The 18,912-nt window shown below is 74.8% G+C and carries 3 protein-coding genes; 1 reads left to right on the top strand and 2 read right to left on the bottom strand.

Translation table 11 applies throughout. The annotated features are described in order from the left end of the window. Positions 1-99: 99 nt before the first annotated feature. Positions 100-16,743, bottom strand: a complete 16,644-nt coding sequence (locus ACFYXV_RS19425; protein ID WP_389383569.1) for an SDR family NAD(P)-dependent oxidoreductase — start codon at positions 16,741-16,743, stop codon at positions 100-102. A gap of 308 nt (positions 16,744-17,051) precedes the next feature. Between ACFYXV_RS19425 and ACFYXV_RS19420 the strand changes: the two genes are divergently transcribed. Then, entirely contained in the window at positions 17,052-17,810 is a 759-nt protein-coding gene (locus tag ACFYXV_RS19420) for a thioesterase II family protein (RefSeq protein WP_385476402.1), read from the top strand. Positions 17,811-17,883: 73 nt separating this feature from the next. Here the strand turns inward: ACFYXV_RS19420 and ACFYXV_RS19415 are convergent, their stop codons facing one another. Next, a complete protein-coding gene (locus ACFYXV_RS19415; protein ID WP_389383568.1) occupies positions 17,884-18,798 on the bottom strand; it encodes a proline iminopeptidase-family hydrolase in 915 nt (304 codons plus the stop codon). Positions 18,799-18,912 lie beyond the last annotated feature (114 nt).

Raw genomic sequence — 18,912 nt, 5'->3', positions numbered from 1 at the left:
GGCATACCCGTGTCCGGGCTTCGGGGGCGGTGCGCACAACGCCCCGCGGCGGTGAGGTCCGGCCTCACCGCCGCGGGGCGTTCACCGTTCGCGCCCCGCTCAGGACCCGGAGGCCAGGGCGGCGCGTACCAGGGCGTCGACGTCCATGTCCTGGATGGCCGCCGTGGTCTCGTCCACGGCGGCGCTCTCGGCGGGCGCCTCCTGCGGGGCGGCTGCGGCGCCGCCGGCCAGCTTGAGCAGTGCGTCCAGCAGGCCGGACGAGCGCAACGCCGCCGGCTCGATGGAGCGCAGCGCCTGCCGGATCGCGTCGTCGTCGGCGCCCTGCGCCTCGGGAGCGGGTTCGAGTCCGGGTGCCAGCTCCTCCAGGAGGAACGCCGCCAGCGACACGGCGTTCGGGTAGTCGAACATCAACGTCGCCGGCAGCCGCACCTCCACCGCCTTCTGTAGACGGTTGCGCAACTCGATCGCACCCAGCGAATCCAGACCCAGCTCCGTGAAACCACGCTCACCCGGAACCGCCGCCACATCGCTGTGACCCAGCACCGTCGCCGCGTGACCCCGCACCAACTGCACCAGATACCGCTCACGCTCCGCACCCGACATCCCGGCGAGGCTGCGTTCGATCTCGGTCCCGTGTGTCTGCGGGGAGGCCTGGGCCGCGGCCTGTTCCCGGGCGATGCGCTCAAGTCCGGGTGCCAGCTCCTCCAGCAGGAACGCCGCCAGCGACACGGCGTTCGGGTAGTCGAACATCAACGTCGCCGGCAGCCGCACCTCCACCGCCTTCTGCAGACGGTTGCGCAACTCGATCGCACCCAGCGAATCCAGACCCAGCTCCGTGAAACCACGCTCACCCGGAACCGCCGCCACATCACTGTGACCCAGCACCGTCGCCGCGTGACCCCGCACCAACTGCACCAGATACCGCTCACGCTCCGCACCCGACATCCCGGCGAGCCTGAGCTCCACCTCCGTGCCCTCGGGCTGAGCGATCGCGGGCGCCGCGGTCACGGCCGAGGCCGTCTGCGCCCCCGGGCGGCGGCCCGTCAGGCCGCGCAGCAGCGCGGGCACCTCGTCGGTGCGCGACCTCAGGACGGCCCGGTCGATGCGGACCGGTACGAGCACCGGGTCGGCGGACCGCAGCGCCTCGTCGAACAGGGCGACGCCCTCGTCGAAGGACAGCTCGAACACTCCGGAGCGGCTCATCCGCTGGAGGTCGGCCTCGCTGAGGTCCAGGCCCTCGCCGGCCGTCCCGGCCCACAGGCCCCAGGCCAGTGAGGTGGCGGGCAGACCCGCGGCCTGCCGGTGCGTGGCCAGCGCGTCGAGGAAGACGTTGGCCGCCGCGTAGGTGGCCTGTCCCGCGGCCAGCACCTGGCCGCCGACCGAGGAGTAGAGGACGAACGCGGACAGGTCCAGGTCCCGGGTGAGTTCGTGCAGGTGCCAGGCGGCGTCCGCCTTGGGCCGCAGCACCCGGTCGACCTGCTCCGGGGTCACCGCCCCGACCAGGGCGTTGTCCAGGACTCCGGCCGCGTGCACGACGCCCTTCAGCGGGTGCGCGGCGGGGATCTCGGCGAGCAGCGCGGCCAGCGCGTCCCGGTCGGACACGTCGACGGCCGCGATCCGCACGTCGGCGCCGGACCCCTCCAGTTCCGCCCGCAGTTCGCGGGCCCCGGGGGCGTCCTCGCCGCGCCGGCTGGTCAGCACCAGGTGGCGCACCCCCTGCTCGGCCACCAGATGGCGGGCGAGGACCGCGCCCAGGACACCGGTGCCCCCGGTGATCAGGACGGTGCCCTGCGCGTCCCACGGGGACGCGGCGCCTTCGCCGGTGACGGACACCGGCGTGTAGCGCGGTACGAAGGCCTTGCCGTGGCGCAGTGCGAGCTCGGTCTCGCCGGTGGCGGCGGCCGAGGGCAGCGCCCGTACGGACTCCTCGTCCCCGTCGATGTCGATGACGGTGAAGCAGCCGGGGTTCTCTGCCTGCGCGGCGCGCACCACACCCCACAGCGGGGCCTGTGCGCAGTCGACCGCTTCGCCCACCGGGTCGGTGACGACGGCCGCGCGGGTCACCACCACCAGCTTCGACTCGGTGAAGCGGTGGTCCTCGCGCCAGTCGGCGAGAGCGGCGAGGAGGCGGGAGGTGGCCGCCCTCGCCCGCCCGGGCGTGTCCTGGCCCTCCGGGCCCGTCGCGGCGGCGACGAGGTCCGGCGCGTACAGCAGGACCGTCGGCGGCACCGCGCCCGCTTCGGCGAGCGCGGCCAGGTCGGTGACGGACCGGTGGCCCGGCAGTCCGTTCCCGACGACCACGCAGTCCTGTGCCGCCTGGCCGGCCGTCACCGGCTCCCACTCGATCCGGAACACGGAGGCCTCGCGGCTGCCGGCGCCGGCCAGCTGTCCGGCCGACATCTCCCGCTGGACCAGGCGTTCGACGGTGGCGACCGGGGCTCCGGTCGGGTCGGTGATGCGCAGGGACAGGGTGTCGGGTGCCGGTGTGGTCAGGCGGATCCGCAGCATGGCGGCGCCGGTGCTGTGCAGGGCGACGCCGTTCCAGGCGAACGGAAGGGTGGTCCGCTCGGCGCCCTCGCGCCCCTTGCGCAGGATCTGGTCGCCGTGCAGGGCGGCGTCCAGCAGGGCCGGGTGCACTCCGAAGAGCGCGGCGTCGGCCTGGGCCTGTTCGGGCAGCGCGATCTCGGCGAAGAGCTCGTCGGCGCCGAGCCAGGCCGCCTTGAGGCCCTGGAAGACGGGTCCGTAGTACAGGCCGGCCGCGGCGAGCTCGTCGTAGAGGTCGCCGACGTCCACCGGTCGGGCCCCGGCCGGCGGCCAGGCCTCCAGGTCGAGTGCGGCGGGCGCCGCGTGCGGGGCGAGGACACCGCCGGCGTTGCGGATCCACCGCGTTTCCCCGCCGTGCGGCTCCTCGGCGCGCGAGTAGACGGACACGCTGCGCCGGCCGGTCGTGTCGGCGGCGCCGACGACGACCTGGACGGCCGTGCCGCCCGTTTCGGGCAGCTCCAGCGGAGCCTCCTGGGTGAGTTCCTCGATCAGCGTGCTGCCGGTCTCGCGGCCGGCGCGCAGCACCATGTCGACGTACGCCGTGCCGGGCAGGAGCACGGTGCCGTGCACCGCGTGGTCGGCCAGCCAGGGCTGGGCGTCGAGGGCGATGCGGCCGGTGAGGACGACCCCGTCGTGCTCCGGGGAGACGACGACCGCGCTGAGCAGGGGGTGCCCGGCGGCGAGCTGGCCGAGGCCGCTCGCGTCGGTGACGGCGGCCGGCGAGTCGAGCCAGTACCGCTTGCGTTCGAAGGCGTACGTCGGCAGCGCGACGCGGCGGGCGCCGGTGCCGGCGAAGTACGCCTCCCAGTCGACGCGTTCGCCCGCGGAGTGCAGTGCGCCCAGGGCCGCCACGAGGGTCCGGGGCTCGCTGCGGTCCTTGCGCCCGGCCGGGACCAGTACGGCCTCGTCGTCGTCGAGGATCTGGCGGGCGAGCCCCGTCAGGACGCCGTCGGGCCCGAGTTCCAGGTAGCGTGCGGCGCCCTGCGCGGCGAGGGTTCGCACGGCGTCGGTGAAGCGGACCGCCTCGCGGACCTGGCGGACCCAGTAATCGGGCGTCTGCCAGTCCTGGGCGCTCTCGCCGGTGACGGTCGAGACGACGGCGGTCCGGGGTGCGTGGAAGGTGAGGCTCCGCGCGACGGTCCGGAACTCCTCCAGCATCGGGTCCATCAGCGGCGAGTGGAACGCGTGCGACACCTTCAGACGGCTCGTCTTGCGGCCCTGGGCGGCGAAGTGCTCACCGATGGCCAGCGCGGCGGCCTCCTCACCGGAGACCACGATGGACGAGGGCCCGTTGACCGCGGCGATCGACACCCCCTCGGCCAGGTGCGGGAGGACCTCCTCCTCGGTCGCCTGGACGGCGACCATCGCACCGCCCGGGGGCAGCGCCTGCATCAGGCGGCCGCGGGCCGCCACCAGACGGGCGGCGTCCTCCAGCGACAGCACCCCCGCGACGTGCGCGGCGGCCAGCTCGCCGATGGAGTGGCCCGCCAGCAGGTCGGGGCTCACCCCCCAGGCCTCAAGCAGCCGGAAGAGGGAGACTTCGAGCGCGAACAGGGCGGGCTGGGCGAACTCGGTCCGGTTCAGCGCATCCGCGTCCTCACCCCACACCACCTCGCGCAGCGGGCGCTCCACGTGCCGGTCGAGCTCGGCCACGACCGCGTCGAAGGCCTGCGCGAACACCGGGAACGCGGCGTGCAGTTCACGGCCCATGCCCAGGCGCTGCGCACCCTGGCCGGTGAACAGGAACGCCGTACGGCCCTTGGCGGCGGCCGCACCGAGGGATCCGGCGGCGGGCTCCTCGCCCGCCGCCAGGGCGGCGAGGTCCCGCAGGACGGCGTCGCGGCCGTCGGGGGCCGCGACCAGGACCGCGCGGTGTTCGAGCGTGGCACGCCCGGTCGCGAGGGAGAACGCCACGTCGGTGAGGTCCGCTCCGGGCTCGGCCAGCAGCTGGGCGCGGAGCCGCTCGGCCTGCCGGGCGAGGGCCTCGGGACCGGTCGCGGACAGCAGCAGCGGCAGAGCGTCCGGAGCGGACGCGCGCTCGGCCGGGCGGGCCGGCGCCGGTGCCTCCTCCACGATCAGGTGGGCGTTGGTGCCGCTGATGCCGAACGAGGACACGGCGGCGCGGCGCGGACGGCTGCGCTCGGGCCAGGCACGGGCCTCGGTGAGCAGTTCGACGCTGCCCGCGTCCCATTCGACCTCGGGCGAGGGCCGGTCGACGTGCAGGGTCTGCGGCATGATCCCGTTGCGGATCGCCATGACGGACTTGATGACGCCGCTGACGCCCGCCGCCGCCTGGGCGTGACCGATGTTGGACTTGATGGAGCCGAGCCACACCGGGTCGTCGCCGTCACGGCCCTGACCGTAGGTGGCCAGCAGCGCCTGCGCCTCGATCGGGTCGCCGAGGCGGGTGCCGGTGCCGTGGCCCTCGACCATGTCGACGTCGGCCGTGGTGAGTCCGGACGCCTCCAGGGCGCGCTGGATGACGCGCTGCTGGGAGGGGCCGTTGGGCGCGGTGAGGCCGTTGCTGGCACCGTCCTGGTTGATGGCGGTGCCCCGGATGACGGCGAGGACCTCGTGGCCGAGGCGCTGGGCGTCGGAGAGCCGCTCGACGAGGAGCACGCCGACGCCTTCGGACCAGCCGGTGCCGTTCGCCGCCGCCGAGAAGGCGCGGCAGCGGCCGTCGGCGGAGAGCCCGTACTGCTGGCTGAACTCGACGAAGACCTCGGGCGTCGACAGCACGGTGACGCCGCCCGCGAGGGCCATGCCGACCTCGCCCCGCCGCAGTGCCTGGCAGGCCATGTGCAGGGCGACCAGGGACGAGGAGCAGGCGGTGTCGACACTGACCGCGGGGCCCTCAAGGCCGAGCGTGTAGGCCACGCGGCCGGTGAGGATGGAGGCCGCGGTGCCGTTGCCGAGGTAGCCGGCGATGTCGTCCGGGACGTTGTGCAGTCGGGTGCCGTAGTCGTGGTACATCACACCGGCGTAGACGCCGGTCTGCGTGCCGCGCATGCTCGACGCGTCGATCCCGGCGCGCTCGAAGGCCTCCCAGGAGGCTTCGAGGAGCAGGCGCTGCTGCGGGTCCATGGCGAGGGCCTCGCGCGGGCTGATCCCGAAGAACGCCGGGTCGAACTCGGCGGCGTCGTAGACGAATCCGCCGTCGCGGGCGTACGTCTTGCCGGGAGTGGCCGGCTCGGGGTCGTAGACGTCTCCCCATCCCCGGTCGGCGGGGAAGCCGCCGACGGCGTCGCGGCCGTCGGCCAGCAGCTCCCACAGGTCCTCGGGAGAGCGCACCCCGCCGGGGTAGCGGCAGCTGATGCCGATGATGGCGATCGGCTCGTCGTCGGAGACGGCCGTCGGCGCGACGGCTTGCGCCGACGGCTGCTTGGCCTGCGCCCCGCCGAGCTGGCCGTCGATGTACTCGGCCACGGCGCGCGTGGACGGGTAGTCGAAGACCAGGGTGACGGGCAGCCGCAGCCCGGTGGCCGCGTTGAGGGCGTTGCGCAGCTCGACGGCGGCCAGTGAGTCGAAGCCGAGCTCCTTGAACGCCCGGTCGGCGCCGACCGCGTCCGCGGAGGCGTGTCCGAGGACCGTCGCCGCGTGGCCGGCCACCAGGTCGAGCAGGGTCCGCGTGCGCTCGGCGGCGGTCAGGCCGGCGAGGCGGCGGGCGAAGTCGCCGCCGCTCTGCGCTGTGCCGGCGACGGCACGCCGCTGGGCTGGCCGTGCCGTGCCGCGCAGCAGCGGGGGCACCTCCGCGCGGGCGTGCAGCGCGGCGGGGGCGATCGGCAGCGGGACGAGCAGGGCGTGCCGCGTGCGCAGCGCCTCGTCGAACAGGGCCAGGCCCCGCTCGGTGGGCAGCGCCGGCAGACCGCTGCGCTCGGCCTTCTCCAGGTCTGCGTCGGTCAGGTCCCCGCCGAGTCCGGTGTTGACGGCCCACAGGCCGAAGGCGAGGGAGGTGGCGGGGAGCCCGGCGGCGCGGCGGTGCGCGGCGAGGGCGTCGAGGAAGACGTTGGCCGCCGCGTAGTTGCCCTGTCCGGCGGGGAGGACGAGGCCTCCGGCCGAGGAGTACAGCGCGAAGACCGTGATCCGCTCGGAGTGCTCGGTCAGTTCGTGCAGGTGCCAGGCGGCATCCGCCTTGGGCCGCAGGACGGCGTCGACCCCGTCCGGGCCGAGTGCTCCGACGAGGCCCGGCGCGACCACGCCCGCGGCGTGCACGATGCCGGTCAGGGGCCGGTCGGCGGGGATGCAGGCGAGCAGCGCGGCCAGCGCGTCCCGGTCGGACACGTCGACGGCCGCGATCCGCACGTCGGCGCCCGACTCCGAGAGTTCCGCCCGCAGTTCGCGGGCCCCGGGGGCGTCCTCGCCGCGCCGGCTGGTCAGCACCAGGTGGCGCACCCCCTGCTCGGCCACCAGATGGCGGGCGACGATGGCGCCCAGGCCGCCCGTGCCTCCGGTGATCAGGACGGTGCCGTCGGTGTCCCACGGCGCCGGGGCGTCCGGGACGAGGGCGGACACGAGCCGGGGAGTGAGGAAACGGTTCTCGCGCAGGGCCAGTTCGGGCTCGCCGAGGGTCGCGGCGAGGAGCGCGGCGTTCAGGTCCGCCTCCCCGTCCGCGTCGGTGTCGGTGTCGGTGTCGAGGAGCACGATCCGGCCCGGGTTCTCGGCCTGCGCGGCGCGGACCAGGCCCCACACGGGTGCCTGGGCGAGGTCGGGTGCCGCGTCCTCGGTGGTGGCGACCGCGCGCCGGGTGAGCACGACCAGGGTCGACGTCTCGGAGCGCGGGTCGGCCAGCCACGCCTGGAGCAGGCCGAGGACCCGGATGGTGGTGGCGCGGACCGCTTCCGGCAGTTCTCCGTCGGCGGTGGCGACCGGCGCGATCACGGTACGGGGCAGCTCGGCGAGCCCGGAAAGCGCGGCCAGCGCGTCGGCCGTGCCGTGGGCGAGCCGCTCGTACGAGGAGGGCTGCGGGTTCCCCGGGACCTGGACCGGGGTCCACTCCAGGCGGCGCAGGTCCTCGGACAGGGTGCCGTCGGCGGGCTCCAGCTGCTCGGCGGAGACCGCGCGGCAGATCAGGGATTCCACGCTGAGGACCGGGGCGCCGCTCTCGTCGGCGACCAGCAGGGCCGATTCCTCGGCTCCGCGGATGCGCCGGATGTAGACGCGCAGGGCCGCGGATCCCGAGGCGTGCAGCGAGACTCCGCTCCACGCGAAGGGCAGCAGTGCCTCGGTGCCGCCCTCGCCCTGGTCGACGAGTACGTCGGCGTGCATGGCGGTGTCGAGCAGGACCGGGTGCAGTCCGTAGCGGACGGCTTCGGCGCGCACGCCCTCGGGGAGGGCGACCTCGGCGAAGAGCTCGTCGCCGCGCCGCCAGGCGGCCCGCATGCCCTGGAAGGCGGGCCCGTATCCGTAGCCGCGCCCGTTCAGCCGCTCGTAGGCGCCGGTGACGTCGACGGGTGTGGCGCCGGGCGGCGGCCACTGGGTGAGGTCGGGGGCGTCGAGCCGGGCGGTACCGGTGGCGAGGAAGCCCGTGGCGTGCCGGGTCCACGACTGCCCGGCGGCGTCGTCACGGCGCGAGTGGATGGTCAGCGGGCGGCGGCCGGTGTCGTCGGCGGCGCCGGCGACGGCCCGCAGGGTGGCCCCGCCGTGCGGCGGCAGCACCAGCGGTGCTTCGAGCGTGAGTTCCTCAAGGAGGTCGCAGCCGACCTGGTCGCCGAGGCGTACGGCCAGTTCGACGAAACCGGTGCCGGGGAGGAGCACGTTGCCGTGGACCTCGTGGTCGGCGACCCATGCGTGGGCCGCCGTGGACAGCCGGCCGGTCAGGACGACGGAGCCGTCCTGCGGGGACTCGACGGCCGCCGTGAACACGGGGTGGTCGACCGCGTCGAGGCCCGCGGAGGCGACGTCCCCGGTGGGGGCGGTCACGTCCAGCCAGTACCGCTCCCGCTGGAAGGCGTACGTGGGCAGATCGGCCCGGGCGTCGCCGGTGCCGCCCAGCACGGCGGCCCAGCCGACGCCGACGCCGTGCGCCCAGGCGGCGCCGAGGCCGGAGAGCACCTCGCGCCGCTGGTCGCGGTCGCGGCGCTGCAGGGAGACGAACGCGGTGTCCTCGTGGGCGGCGCACCCCTGGCCGAGTGCGGTCAGGACGGCGTCGGGGCCCAGCTCGACGAACGTACGGGCGCCGGCGCTTTCGGCGCCGCGGACGGCGTCGGCGAAGCGGACGGCGGCGCGGACCTGGCGCACCCAGTACTCGGGCGTCTGCCACTCGGTGGCCCGCTCGCCGGTGACGGTGGAGACCGCGTGGATCTGCGGATCCCTGAAGGTGACGGTCCGCGCGACGGCGCGGAACTCCTCCAGCATCGGGTCCATCAGCGGCGAGTGGAACGCGTGCGACACCTTCAGACGGCTCGTCTTGCGGCCCTGCGCCTCGAAGTGCGCGCCGATCGCCAGCGCGGCGGCCTCCTCACCGGAGACCACCACCGACGACGGCCCGTTCACCGCGGCGATCGACACACCGTCGGTCAGCAGCGGGAGGACTTCCTCCTCGGCCGCCTGGACGGCGACCATCGCACCACCCGGGGGCAGCGCCTGCATCAGGCGGCCGCGGGCCGCCACCAGACGGGCCGCGTCCTCCAGGGAGAACACCCCGGCGACGTGTGCGGCGGCCAGCTCGCCGATGGAGTGGCCGGCCAGGAAGTCCGCGCGGACCCCCCACGCCTCCACCAGACGGAACAGCGCGACTTCGAGTGCGAACAGGGCGGGCTGCGCGAACTCGGTCCGGTTCAGCGCATCCGCGTCCTCACCCCACACCACCTCGCGCAGCGGGCGCTCCACGTGGCGGTCCAGTTCTGCCACGACCTCGTCGAAGGCCTGCGCGAACGCCGGGAACGCGGCGTGCAGCTCGCGGCCCATGCCCAGGCGCTGCGCGCCCTGGCCCGTGAACAGGAACGCGGTCTTGCCGTCCCGGGCGGCCGCGGCGCCGCCGAGGAGTTCGAGCGAGCGGGCGAGTTCGGCGCGGTCGGCGCCGACGGCCACGGCCCGGTGCTCCAGGGCCGCCCGGGTGGTGGCGAGGGCGCGGGCGGCCGCGGGCAGCCGGTCGTCGGGCAGCGTGCCGAGGAAGGCGGACAGGCGGTCGGCCTGGGCGCGCAGCGCCTGCGGCGTGGCGCCGGAGACGACCAGCGGGACGAGGCCGGGCGGGTTCGTCTCCCGCTCCCGCGCGTCCTGCGCGGATCCGCCCGCGGGCGCCTCTTCGACGATGACGTGGGCGTTGGTGCCGCTGATGCCGAAGGAGGAGACGCCGGCGCGGCGCGGGCGGCCGTCCGCCGTCCAGGCACGGGCCTCGGTGAGGAGTTCGACGTGGCCCGCGTCCCAGTCGACCTGGTCGGAGGGGGTATCGGCGTACAGGGTGTGCGGCATGAGGCCGTTGCGCATCGCCATGACCGTCTTGATGATGCCCGCGACGCCCGCGGCGGCCTGGGTGTGGCCGAGGTTGGACTTCACCGAGCCGAGCCAGAGCGGTTCCCCGGACTCGGGGCGGTGCTGTCCGTACGTCTCCAGCAGCGCCTGCGCCTCGATCGGGTCGCCGAGGCGGGTGCCGGTGCCGTGGCCCTCGACGAGGTCGATGTCGGCGGCGGTCAGGCCGGCGTCGGCGAGCGCCTGCTCGATGACGCGCTGCTGGGCGGGGCCGTTGGGCGCGGTGAGGCCGTTGCTCGCACCGTCCTGGTTCACGGCGGAGCCCTTGACCACCGCCAGGACCTGGTGGCCGTTGCGGCGGGCGTCCGAGAGCCGCTCAAGGACGAGCAGGCCCGCGCCTTCGCTCCATCCGGTGCCGTCGGCGCCGATGCCGTAGGACTTGCAGCGGCCGTCGGCGGCGAGCCCGCGCTGGCGGGCCATGTCGGTGAAGGTGTCGGGGGTCGACATGACGGTCACGCCGCCGGCCAGCGCCAGGGTGCACTCGCCGCGGCGCAGCGACTGCTGGGCCCAGTGCAGGGCGACCAGCGAGGAGGAGCAGGCGGTGTCGACGCTGACCGCGGGGCCTTCGAGGCCGAGCGTGTAGGCCACGCGGCCGGAGACGACGCTGGCCAGGCTGCCGTTGCCGTGGTAGGCCGCGACGTCCTCGGGCAGCGGGCCCAGGCGCAGACCCCAGTCGTGGTACATCACTCCGGCGAACACGCCGGTGCGGCTGCCCTTGACCGAATGCGGGTCGATGCCGGAACGCTCGAAGGCCTCCCAGGCGACTTCGAGGAGGAGGCGCTGCTGCGGGTCCATGGCCTGGGCCTCGCGCGGGCTGATCCCGAAGAACGCGGGGTCGAACTCGGCGGCGTCGTAGAGGAATCCGCCGTCGGTGGAGTACGTCTTGCCGGGCTTGCCGATCTCCGGGTCGTACAGGTCGGCGGCCCAGCCCCGGTCGGTGGGGAACGGGCCGATGGCGTCGCTCCCCTCGGCGACGAACTGCCACAGGTCCTGCGGCGAGCCGATCCCGCCGGGGTAACGGCAGGCCATGCCGACGATGACGATCGGGTCCTCGTCGGTGTCCGTGGAGGGCGCCGCGACGGCGGGTGCGGCGGCCGGCCGCGCGGCCGGTCCCCGCAGCTTCGAGACGAGGAACTCGGTGAGCGCGGCCGCGTTCGGGTAGTCGAAGGTGAGGGTGGGGCTCAGGCGCAGCCCGGTGACGGCGGAGAGCCGGTTGCGCAGTTCGACCGCGGCCAGCGAGTCGAAGCCGGTCTCGTTGAAGGCCCGGTGGGGGGCGATGTCCTCGGCGCCGTCGTAGCCGAGCACACCGGCGGCCTCGGTGCGCACCAGGCGCAGGACGGTTTCGGTGCGGGCGCTCTCGTCGAGTCCGGCGATCCGCTCCGCGAGCGGGGAACCGGCGCCCGCCGCGGCCGCGGCGGTAGCCGCGGCGGCCTTGCGTGCGGGCCGGCGCACGAGCGCGCGCAGCAGGGTCGGGATGTCGTCGCCGCGTTCACGGACGGCACGGTGGTCCACGCGGACGGGGACGACGGCCGGGTCCGTGGCGGTCAGCGCCTTGTCGAGGCGCTCCAGGTTCTCCTCGAACGTCAGCGAGTCGAGGCCGAGCCGCTTGATGCGGGTGAGGGCCGCCTCGTCGAGGCCGGCCCCCATGCCGGCGTCTCCGGCCCACAGGCCCCAGGCGAGGGAGGTGGAGACCAGGCCCTCGGCGGCGCGCCGCACGGAGAGCGCGTCGAGGAACAGGTTGGCCGCGGCGTAGTTGGCCTGCCCCGCACCGTCGAGGATGGTCGAGGCGGAGGAGAAGAGGACGAAGGCCTTCAGGCCGTGGTCCCTGGTGAGTTCGTGCAGGTTCCAGGCGGCATCCACCTTGGGCCGCATGACGGTGTCGACGCGCTCGGCGGTGAGGGAGCCGACGAGGCCGTCGTCGATGACGCCGGCGGCGTGCACCACGCAGGTCAGCGGGTGTTCGGCCGGGACGGCGGCGAGGAGCGCGGCGAGGGCCTCGCGGTCGGAGACGTCGACGGCGGCGATGCGTACGTCCGCGCCCGACTCCCGCAGTTCCGCGAGGAGTTCCGCGGCGCCGGGGGCATCGGGCCCGCGGCGGCTGGTGAGGACGAGGTGGCGGACGCCGTGTTCGGTGACCAGCTTGCGGGCGAGGGCCGCGCCCGCGCCGCCGGTACCACCCGTGACCAGGACGGTGCCGGTCGCGTCCCAGGGCAGCTCGGTGGGGACCTCGGGCTCGGGGACGGCCGCGAGCCGCGGCACGAGGACGCGGCCTTCGCGGAGCGCGAACTCGGGTTCACCGGTGGCCAGGGCCTCGGTCAGCGCCGCCTCGGAGGCTTCGGTTCCGTCGAGGTCGGCGAGGACGAAGCGGCCCGGGTTCTCGGCTTCCGCGGATCGGACCAGACCCCACACGGGTGCCTGGCCGAGGTCCGCGGTGGTGCCGTCGGCCCAGGTGCCCCGGCGGGTGACCACGACGAGCCGGGAGTCGGCGGCGCGCTCGTCGGCGAGCCAGCGGCGTACGGCGTCCAGGGCGTCGGCGGTCACGGCGCGGACCGCGGCCGGGACGTCGCCCTCGGGGGTGTGCGGGACCCGGTACTGGACGAAGCCGGGCACGGGGGCGGCCGGAGCCGGCTCCGCGAGGGCGACGGGTGCGGCGTCCGCGGTGCGGCGGGGCTCCGCGGCCTGCGGGAGCGGGTTCCACCGCACGCTGAGGAGCGGGTCCCGGCGGGCGCTCGCCAGCTGGTCGCCGCTGACGGAGCGCAGCAGCAGCGAGTCGACGGTGGCGACGGGCGCGCCGGCGGAGTCGGCGAGGGCGACGGCGAGTTCGTCGCCCTCCGAGGTGATCTTGACGCGGACGGCGGTCGCACCCGTGGCGTGCAGGGTGACGCCGTTCCAGGAGAACGGGATCCGGACGCCGTCGGAGGCCCCGTCGGAGAGGGCGAGGTCGGCGGGGTGCAGCGCGGCGTCGAGGAGGGCCGGGTGCAGGCCGAAGGCGGCGGCGTCGCCGCGGGCGCCTTCGGGCAGCGCGATCTCGGCGAACACCTCTTCGCCCCGGCGCCAGGCGGCGCGCACTCCGTGGAAGGCGGGCCCGTACCCGTAGCCCTGTCCGGCCATGTCGGTGTACAGGGTGGCGACGTCGAGGGGCTGGGCGCCGGCCGGGGGCCAGGTGCCGGCGAGGGCGCCGTGGGCGTCGGCGCGGGCCGCGGCGGTCGCCGGGGCGAGGGTGCCGGTGGCGTGGCACACCCATGCGTCGTCGCTCTCGTCGTCCTCGGGCCGGGCGTGGCAGCCGACGGTGCGGCGGCCGGAGGCGTCGGCGGGGCCGACGACGACCTGGAGGACGGTGGCGCCGGTCTCGGGCAGGACGAGCGGCGCTTGGAGGACGAGCTCCTCAAGGAGCTCGCAGCCGGTCTCGGCCCCGGCCCGGAGGGCGAGTTCGACGAAGGCGGTGCCCGGGAGCAGCGTGGTCCCGGAGATGACGTGGTCGGCGAGCCAGCCGTGGGTGCGCAGGGACACGCGGCCGGTGAGGACGGTGCCGTCGCCGCCGGCGAGGCCGACGACGGAGCCCAGCAGCGGGTGCTGCGCGTCGAGCTGGCCGAGACCGGCCGGGTCGGCGCCGTCCCGGGTGTCGGTCAGCCAGTAGCGGCGGGTCTGGAAGGCGTAGGTCGGCAGGTCGACGCGGTCCGTGGCGCGGTCCGCGTAGAAGGCCGTCCAGTCCAGGGCGGCGCCCCGGGCGTGCGCGAGGGCGACGGCGGACAGCGTCTGGCGGACTTCGTCCTTGCCGCGGCGCAGCAGGGAGGTGAACGCGCTGTCGGCGGCGGCGAGGTCCGGCAGGCAGTGCTGGCCGAGCGCGCTGAGGACGGCGTCGGGGCCCAGCTCGACGTACGTGCGGACACCGCCGGCCCGGGCGAGCCAGTCGATGCCGTCGGCGAACCGCACGGCTTCGCGGACGTGGCGCACCCAGTGGTCGGGAGAGGTCAGTTCCGCGGTCGTGGCGAGGCGGCCGGTGAGGGTGGAGACGATGGGGACGCGCGGCGAGGAGTACGTCAGGACGGACGCGACCCGGCGGAACTCGTCGAGCATCGGCTCCATCAGCGGCGAGTGGAACGCGTGGCTGACCTTGAGGCGGCTGGTCTTGCGGCCCAGGGCGGCGAAGTGGTCGCCGACCGCCAGCGCGGCTTCCTCGTCGCCGGAGACCACCACGGACGAGGGGCCGTTGACCGCGGCGATGCCCACCCGGTCCGTCAGGAGCGGCAGGACCTCCTCCTCGGTGGCCTGGACGGCGACCATCGCGCCGCCGGCCGGGAGGGCCTGCATGAGGCGGCCGCGTGCGGCCACGAGGGTGGCTGCGTCCCGCAGGTCGAGTACGCCGGCGACGTGGGCCGCGGCGATCTCGCCGATCGAGTGGCCGGCGAGGAAGTCGGGGGTGAGGCCCCAGGACTCCAGGAGCCGGAAGAGGGCGACCTCGACGGCGAACAGCGCGGGCTGCGCGTAGCGGGTCTGGTCGAGGAGGGCGGCCTCGGCCGAGCCCTCCTCGGCGAACAGCACGTCCCAGAGGGAGACGTCCAGCTGGAGGTCGAGGTGGCCGAGGGCGTCGGCGAGGGCGTCGGCGTAGACGGGGAAGGCGTCGTAGAGGCGGGCCCCCATGGCGACGCGCTGGCTGCCCTGGCCGGTGAACAGGAAGGCGAGGCGGCCGGTGTGGGCGGTGCCGGTGAGGACGTCGGGGGAGGACCCGTCGCCGGCGAGGGCGTGCAGGGCGTCCAGGAGGGCGTCCCGGTCCTCGGCGAGGACCACCGCGCGGTGTTCGAGGGCAGCCCTGGTGGTCCCGAGGGAGTGTCCGACGGAGGCGGGGTCGAGGTCCGGGGCCGCGGTCAGGAAGTCCGCGAGGCGGGCGGCCTGGGCTCCCAGGGCGGCGGCCGAGCCGCCCGAGACGGCGAGCAGCGAGGGCAGCTGCGGCTGCCCGGCCCCGTCCTGGCCGGCGGAGTCCTGGCCGGCGGAGTCCTGGCCGGTGCCGTCCTGCCCGGCGGCGTCCGGCCCGTCCTCGCGGGGCGCCTCTTCGATGATCAGGTGGGCGTTGGTGCCGCTGATGCCGAAGCCGGAGACACCGGCGCGCCGGGGACGCTCTGCCTCGGCGGGCCACGGTACGGGCTCCGTGAGCAGGCGTACGGTTCCGGCCGACCAGTCGACGTTCGGGGAGGGCTCGTCGACGTGCAGGGTCGCCGGCAGGACGCCGTGGCGCAGCGCCATGACGACCTTGGCGATCCCGGCGACGCCGGCGGCGGCCTGGGTGTGGCCGATGTTGGACTTCACCGATCCCAGCCACAGCGGCTTGCCGGCGTCGCGGCCCTTGCCGTAGGTGGCGATGAGCGAGGCGGCCTCGATGGGGTCGCCCAGGGTGGTGCCGGTGCCGTGGGCCTCGACGGCGTCTACCTCACCGGGGGTGAGACCGGCGTCGGCGAGCGCCTGCAGCACGACCCGCTGCTGCGCGGTGCCGCTGGGGGCGGTCAGGCCGTTGCTCGCGCCGTCCTGGTTGATGGCGGTACCGCGGACCAGGGCGAGGACGGGGTGGCCGTTGCGGCGGGCGTCGGAGAGCCGCTCGACGAGGATCAGACCGGCGCCTTCGGCGAAGGTGGTCCCGTCCGCGCCGGCGGCGAAGGCCTTGGTCAGACCGTCGGGGGCCAGCCCGCGCTGCCTGCTGAACTCGGTGAACAGGCCGGGGGTGCTCATGACGGTGATGCCGCCGGCCAGGGCCAGCGAGCACTCGCCGCGGCGCAGCGACTGCACGGCGAGGTGCAGGGCGACCAGCGAGGAGGAGCAGGCCGTGTCGATGGTGAGGGCGGGGCCCTCAAGGCCGAGCGCGTACGCGATGCGGCCCGAGGCGACGCTGAGGGCGCCGCCGGTGATCAGGTAGCCGGCCAGGGCCTCGGGGGCGTGCTTGACCCGCGTGCCGTACTCGGTGGCGCCGGCGCCCACGAAGACGCCGGTGCGGCTGCCCCGCAGACCGGTGGGGTCGATGCCGGAGCGCTCAAGGGTCTCCCACGCGGTTTCCAGCAGCAGGCGCTGCTGGGGGTCCATGGCGAGGGCCTCGCGCGGCGCGATCCCGAAGAACTCGGCGTCGAACTCGGGGGCGTCGTGCAGGAATCCGCCGACGCGCGTGTAGACGGTGCCGTACGCCTCGGGGTTCTCGTCGAACAGGGCGTCGAGGTCCCAGCCCCGGTCGTCCGGGAAGGGACCGACGCTGGTCCCGCCGGAGCTGACCAGCTCCCACAGCTCCTCGGGGCTGCGCAGGCCGCCGGGGAAGCGGCCGCCGATGCCGACGATGGCGATGGGGTCCTCGTCGTCGTTGGCGAGCGGCGCCTCGACGACGAGGGGGCCCGCGTCCGCGCCCAGCAGCTGTGCGCGCAGGTGCCCGGCGAGCAGTTCGGGGCTGGGGTGGTCGAAGGCGGCGGTCACCGGAAGGCGCAGCCCCGTCGCGGCGTTGATCCGGGCGTGCAGTTCCACCAGCCCGATGGAGTCGAGACCGAGCTCCTTGAAGGGTCTGGCGGTCTCCGTCACCGCCTCGGTGTCGGGACGGGTGGTGCGGCGCAGCACGTCGAGGGTCTGTGCGCACACGAGGTCGAGCAGGAGGCGGCCCTGCTCGGTGTCGGGCAGGCCGGCCAGCCGGCCTGCGAGTACGGCCCCGGGACGGGCCTCGTCGCCGTTCAGGTGATCAGCGTCAGGAACGAAGCCCGCGGACATCTGCACGCTCCAAGCTCGGTGTCGATTTGCATCGGGCCTACTCGGGCCCGAGGTCATCGCACGGTAATTGCGGGAGAAAGCCGCAGGACACCCCTAACACCGCCCCGCCTGCCCCTGATCGGTGCAGGCGGGGGCGGGTCCGAAGCCGGGTGCTCAGCACCGCGGCACGGCTCGGGAGCCGGAATCCCGGGGTGGATTCAGGGGGGTGCCCGGGTTCTCCCCGGCCCCCTCGTCCCTTTTCAATGACAGGACAGGAATCCAGCACTCCCGAACTCGAAAAAGACGCAAGCCGAAGACATGGGGCACTCATGACCAATGCGACAACCACGACCGGCGCGTGGGTGCGCCGGTTCCACCCGGCCGACGACGCGGCCGCCCGCCTGGTCTGCTTCCCCCACGCGGGAGGGTCCGCCAGCTACTACTTCCCGGTGTCGCGGGCGCTGTCGCCGGCACTGGACGTGGCGACCGTCCAGTACCCGGGGCGTCAGGACAGGCGGTTCGAGCCGTGCGTGGACGACGTGCGGCGGATGGCGGACGTGGTGGCCGCCGAGCTCGGCCCGTGGTGCGACCGCCCGGTGGCGCTGTTCGGGCACAGCCTGGGCGCCACGCTGGCGTTCGAGGTCGCACTGCGCCTGGAGGCGCAGGGGACGCCCCTGGTGTCCCTGTTCGCCTCGGGCCGGCGCGCCCCTTCCCGCCACCGCGAGAAGGAGTTCATGCACCTGGCCGACGACGACCGGCTGCTGGGGACCATCAAGCGCATGGGCGGCACGAACGCGGCGGTGCTCGCCGACGACGAGGTGCTCCGCATGGCGCTCCCGGCGATCCGGGCCGACTACAAGGCGGCGGAGACCTACCGCTACGAGCCGGGGCCGCAGCTCACCTGCCCGGTGGTCGTCCTCAACGGCGAGTCCGACCCGGAGGTCACGGCGCACGAGGCCGAGGGGTGGCGCGAGCACACCGCGGCCGACGTCGCGTTCCACTGGTACGCGGGCGGCCACTTCTACCTCAACGACCACGCGTCCGAGGTGATCTCGCTGATCCGCGACCGGGTGCTGAACGGCCGGTAGCGAAACGGACCGAAGGGGGTGCCCGCCGCGCGTGCGGCGGGCACCCCCTTCGTCCGTCCCGGAGCCGGCCGCCTCAGGCGGCGGCGACCCGCTTCAGGTAGTCGAGCATGACCTCGTCGAACCGCTCGGGCTCCTCCAGGTGCGGTACGTGGCTCGACTCCTCCAGGATCTCCCAGCGCACGTCGGGGATCAGGTCCTGGAACGGCTGCACCGTCCGCGGCGTCGCCTCGTCGTGGCGGCCCGAGATCACCAGCGTCGGGACGTCGATGTCGGCGATGCAGTCCACCACACCCCAGTCCTTCAGGGTTCCGTTCACGTGGAACTCGCTCGGGCCGTTCATCGCGTAGTAGACGGTCGGGTCGTTGAAGAGCTCGTAGAACGTGGCCTGCCAGTCCCGCGGCCACGGCTTGAGACGGCACACGTGGCGCTCGTAGAACGGCAGCGCGGCCGCGTGGTACTCGTCGGTGTTCGTCGTCCCGGCCGCCTCGTGCCGGCGCAGGGTCTCGTCGACCCCCTCGGGCAGCTGCGCGCGCAGCACCTCCATCTCCTCCAGCCACAGGGGGTACGAGGCGGGCGAGTTGGCGATGATCAGGCCCTTGAGGCCGGCCGGGCGGGCGGCGGCGTACTTCGCGGCCAGCAGTCCGCCCCACGACTGGCCGAAGACCATGTGGTTGTCCGCGATCCCCAGGGCCTCGACCAGGTTCTTCAACTCGGCGAGGAAGAGGTCGACCGTCCAGAAGTCCGCACCCTTCTCCGGCAGGTGCGTGGATCCGCCGTTGCCCAGCTGGTCGTAGTGGACGACCGGCCAGCCGTGCGCGGACAGCTCGGCGAGCCGCAGCAGGTAGTCGTGGGTGCTGCCCGGGCCGCCGTGCACGACGACCAGGGCGGGGAGCCCGGAGTTCAGGTCTCCCGTCACCCGGTACCAGGTCTTGTACGGGCCGAAGGGGACGGTTCCCTTGGCGGACGGGGCGATGCGGGCGGACTGCATGCGGCTGCCTCTCGATGGCGCGGGGTGCCGGGCGGGCCGCCCTCCTGCGGACGGCCCGCCCGGCCTGACGGATACGGCTGCGGCGGGACCGCCGCACCGCAGTTGCTGCTACTG

Source organism: Streptomyces sp. NPDC002181, assembly GCF_042890485.1.
In the GTDB taxonomy this organism is placed as follows: Bacteria; Actinomycetota; Actinomycetes; order Streptomycetales; family Streptomycetaceae; genus Streptomyces.
The sequence above is the reverse complement of the archived record's forward strand: the minus strand, read 5'-3'. Positions and strand labels throughout refer to the sequence as shown.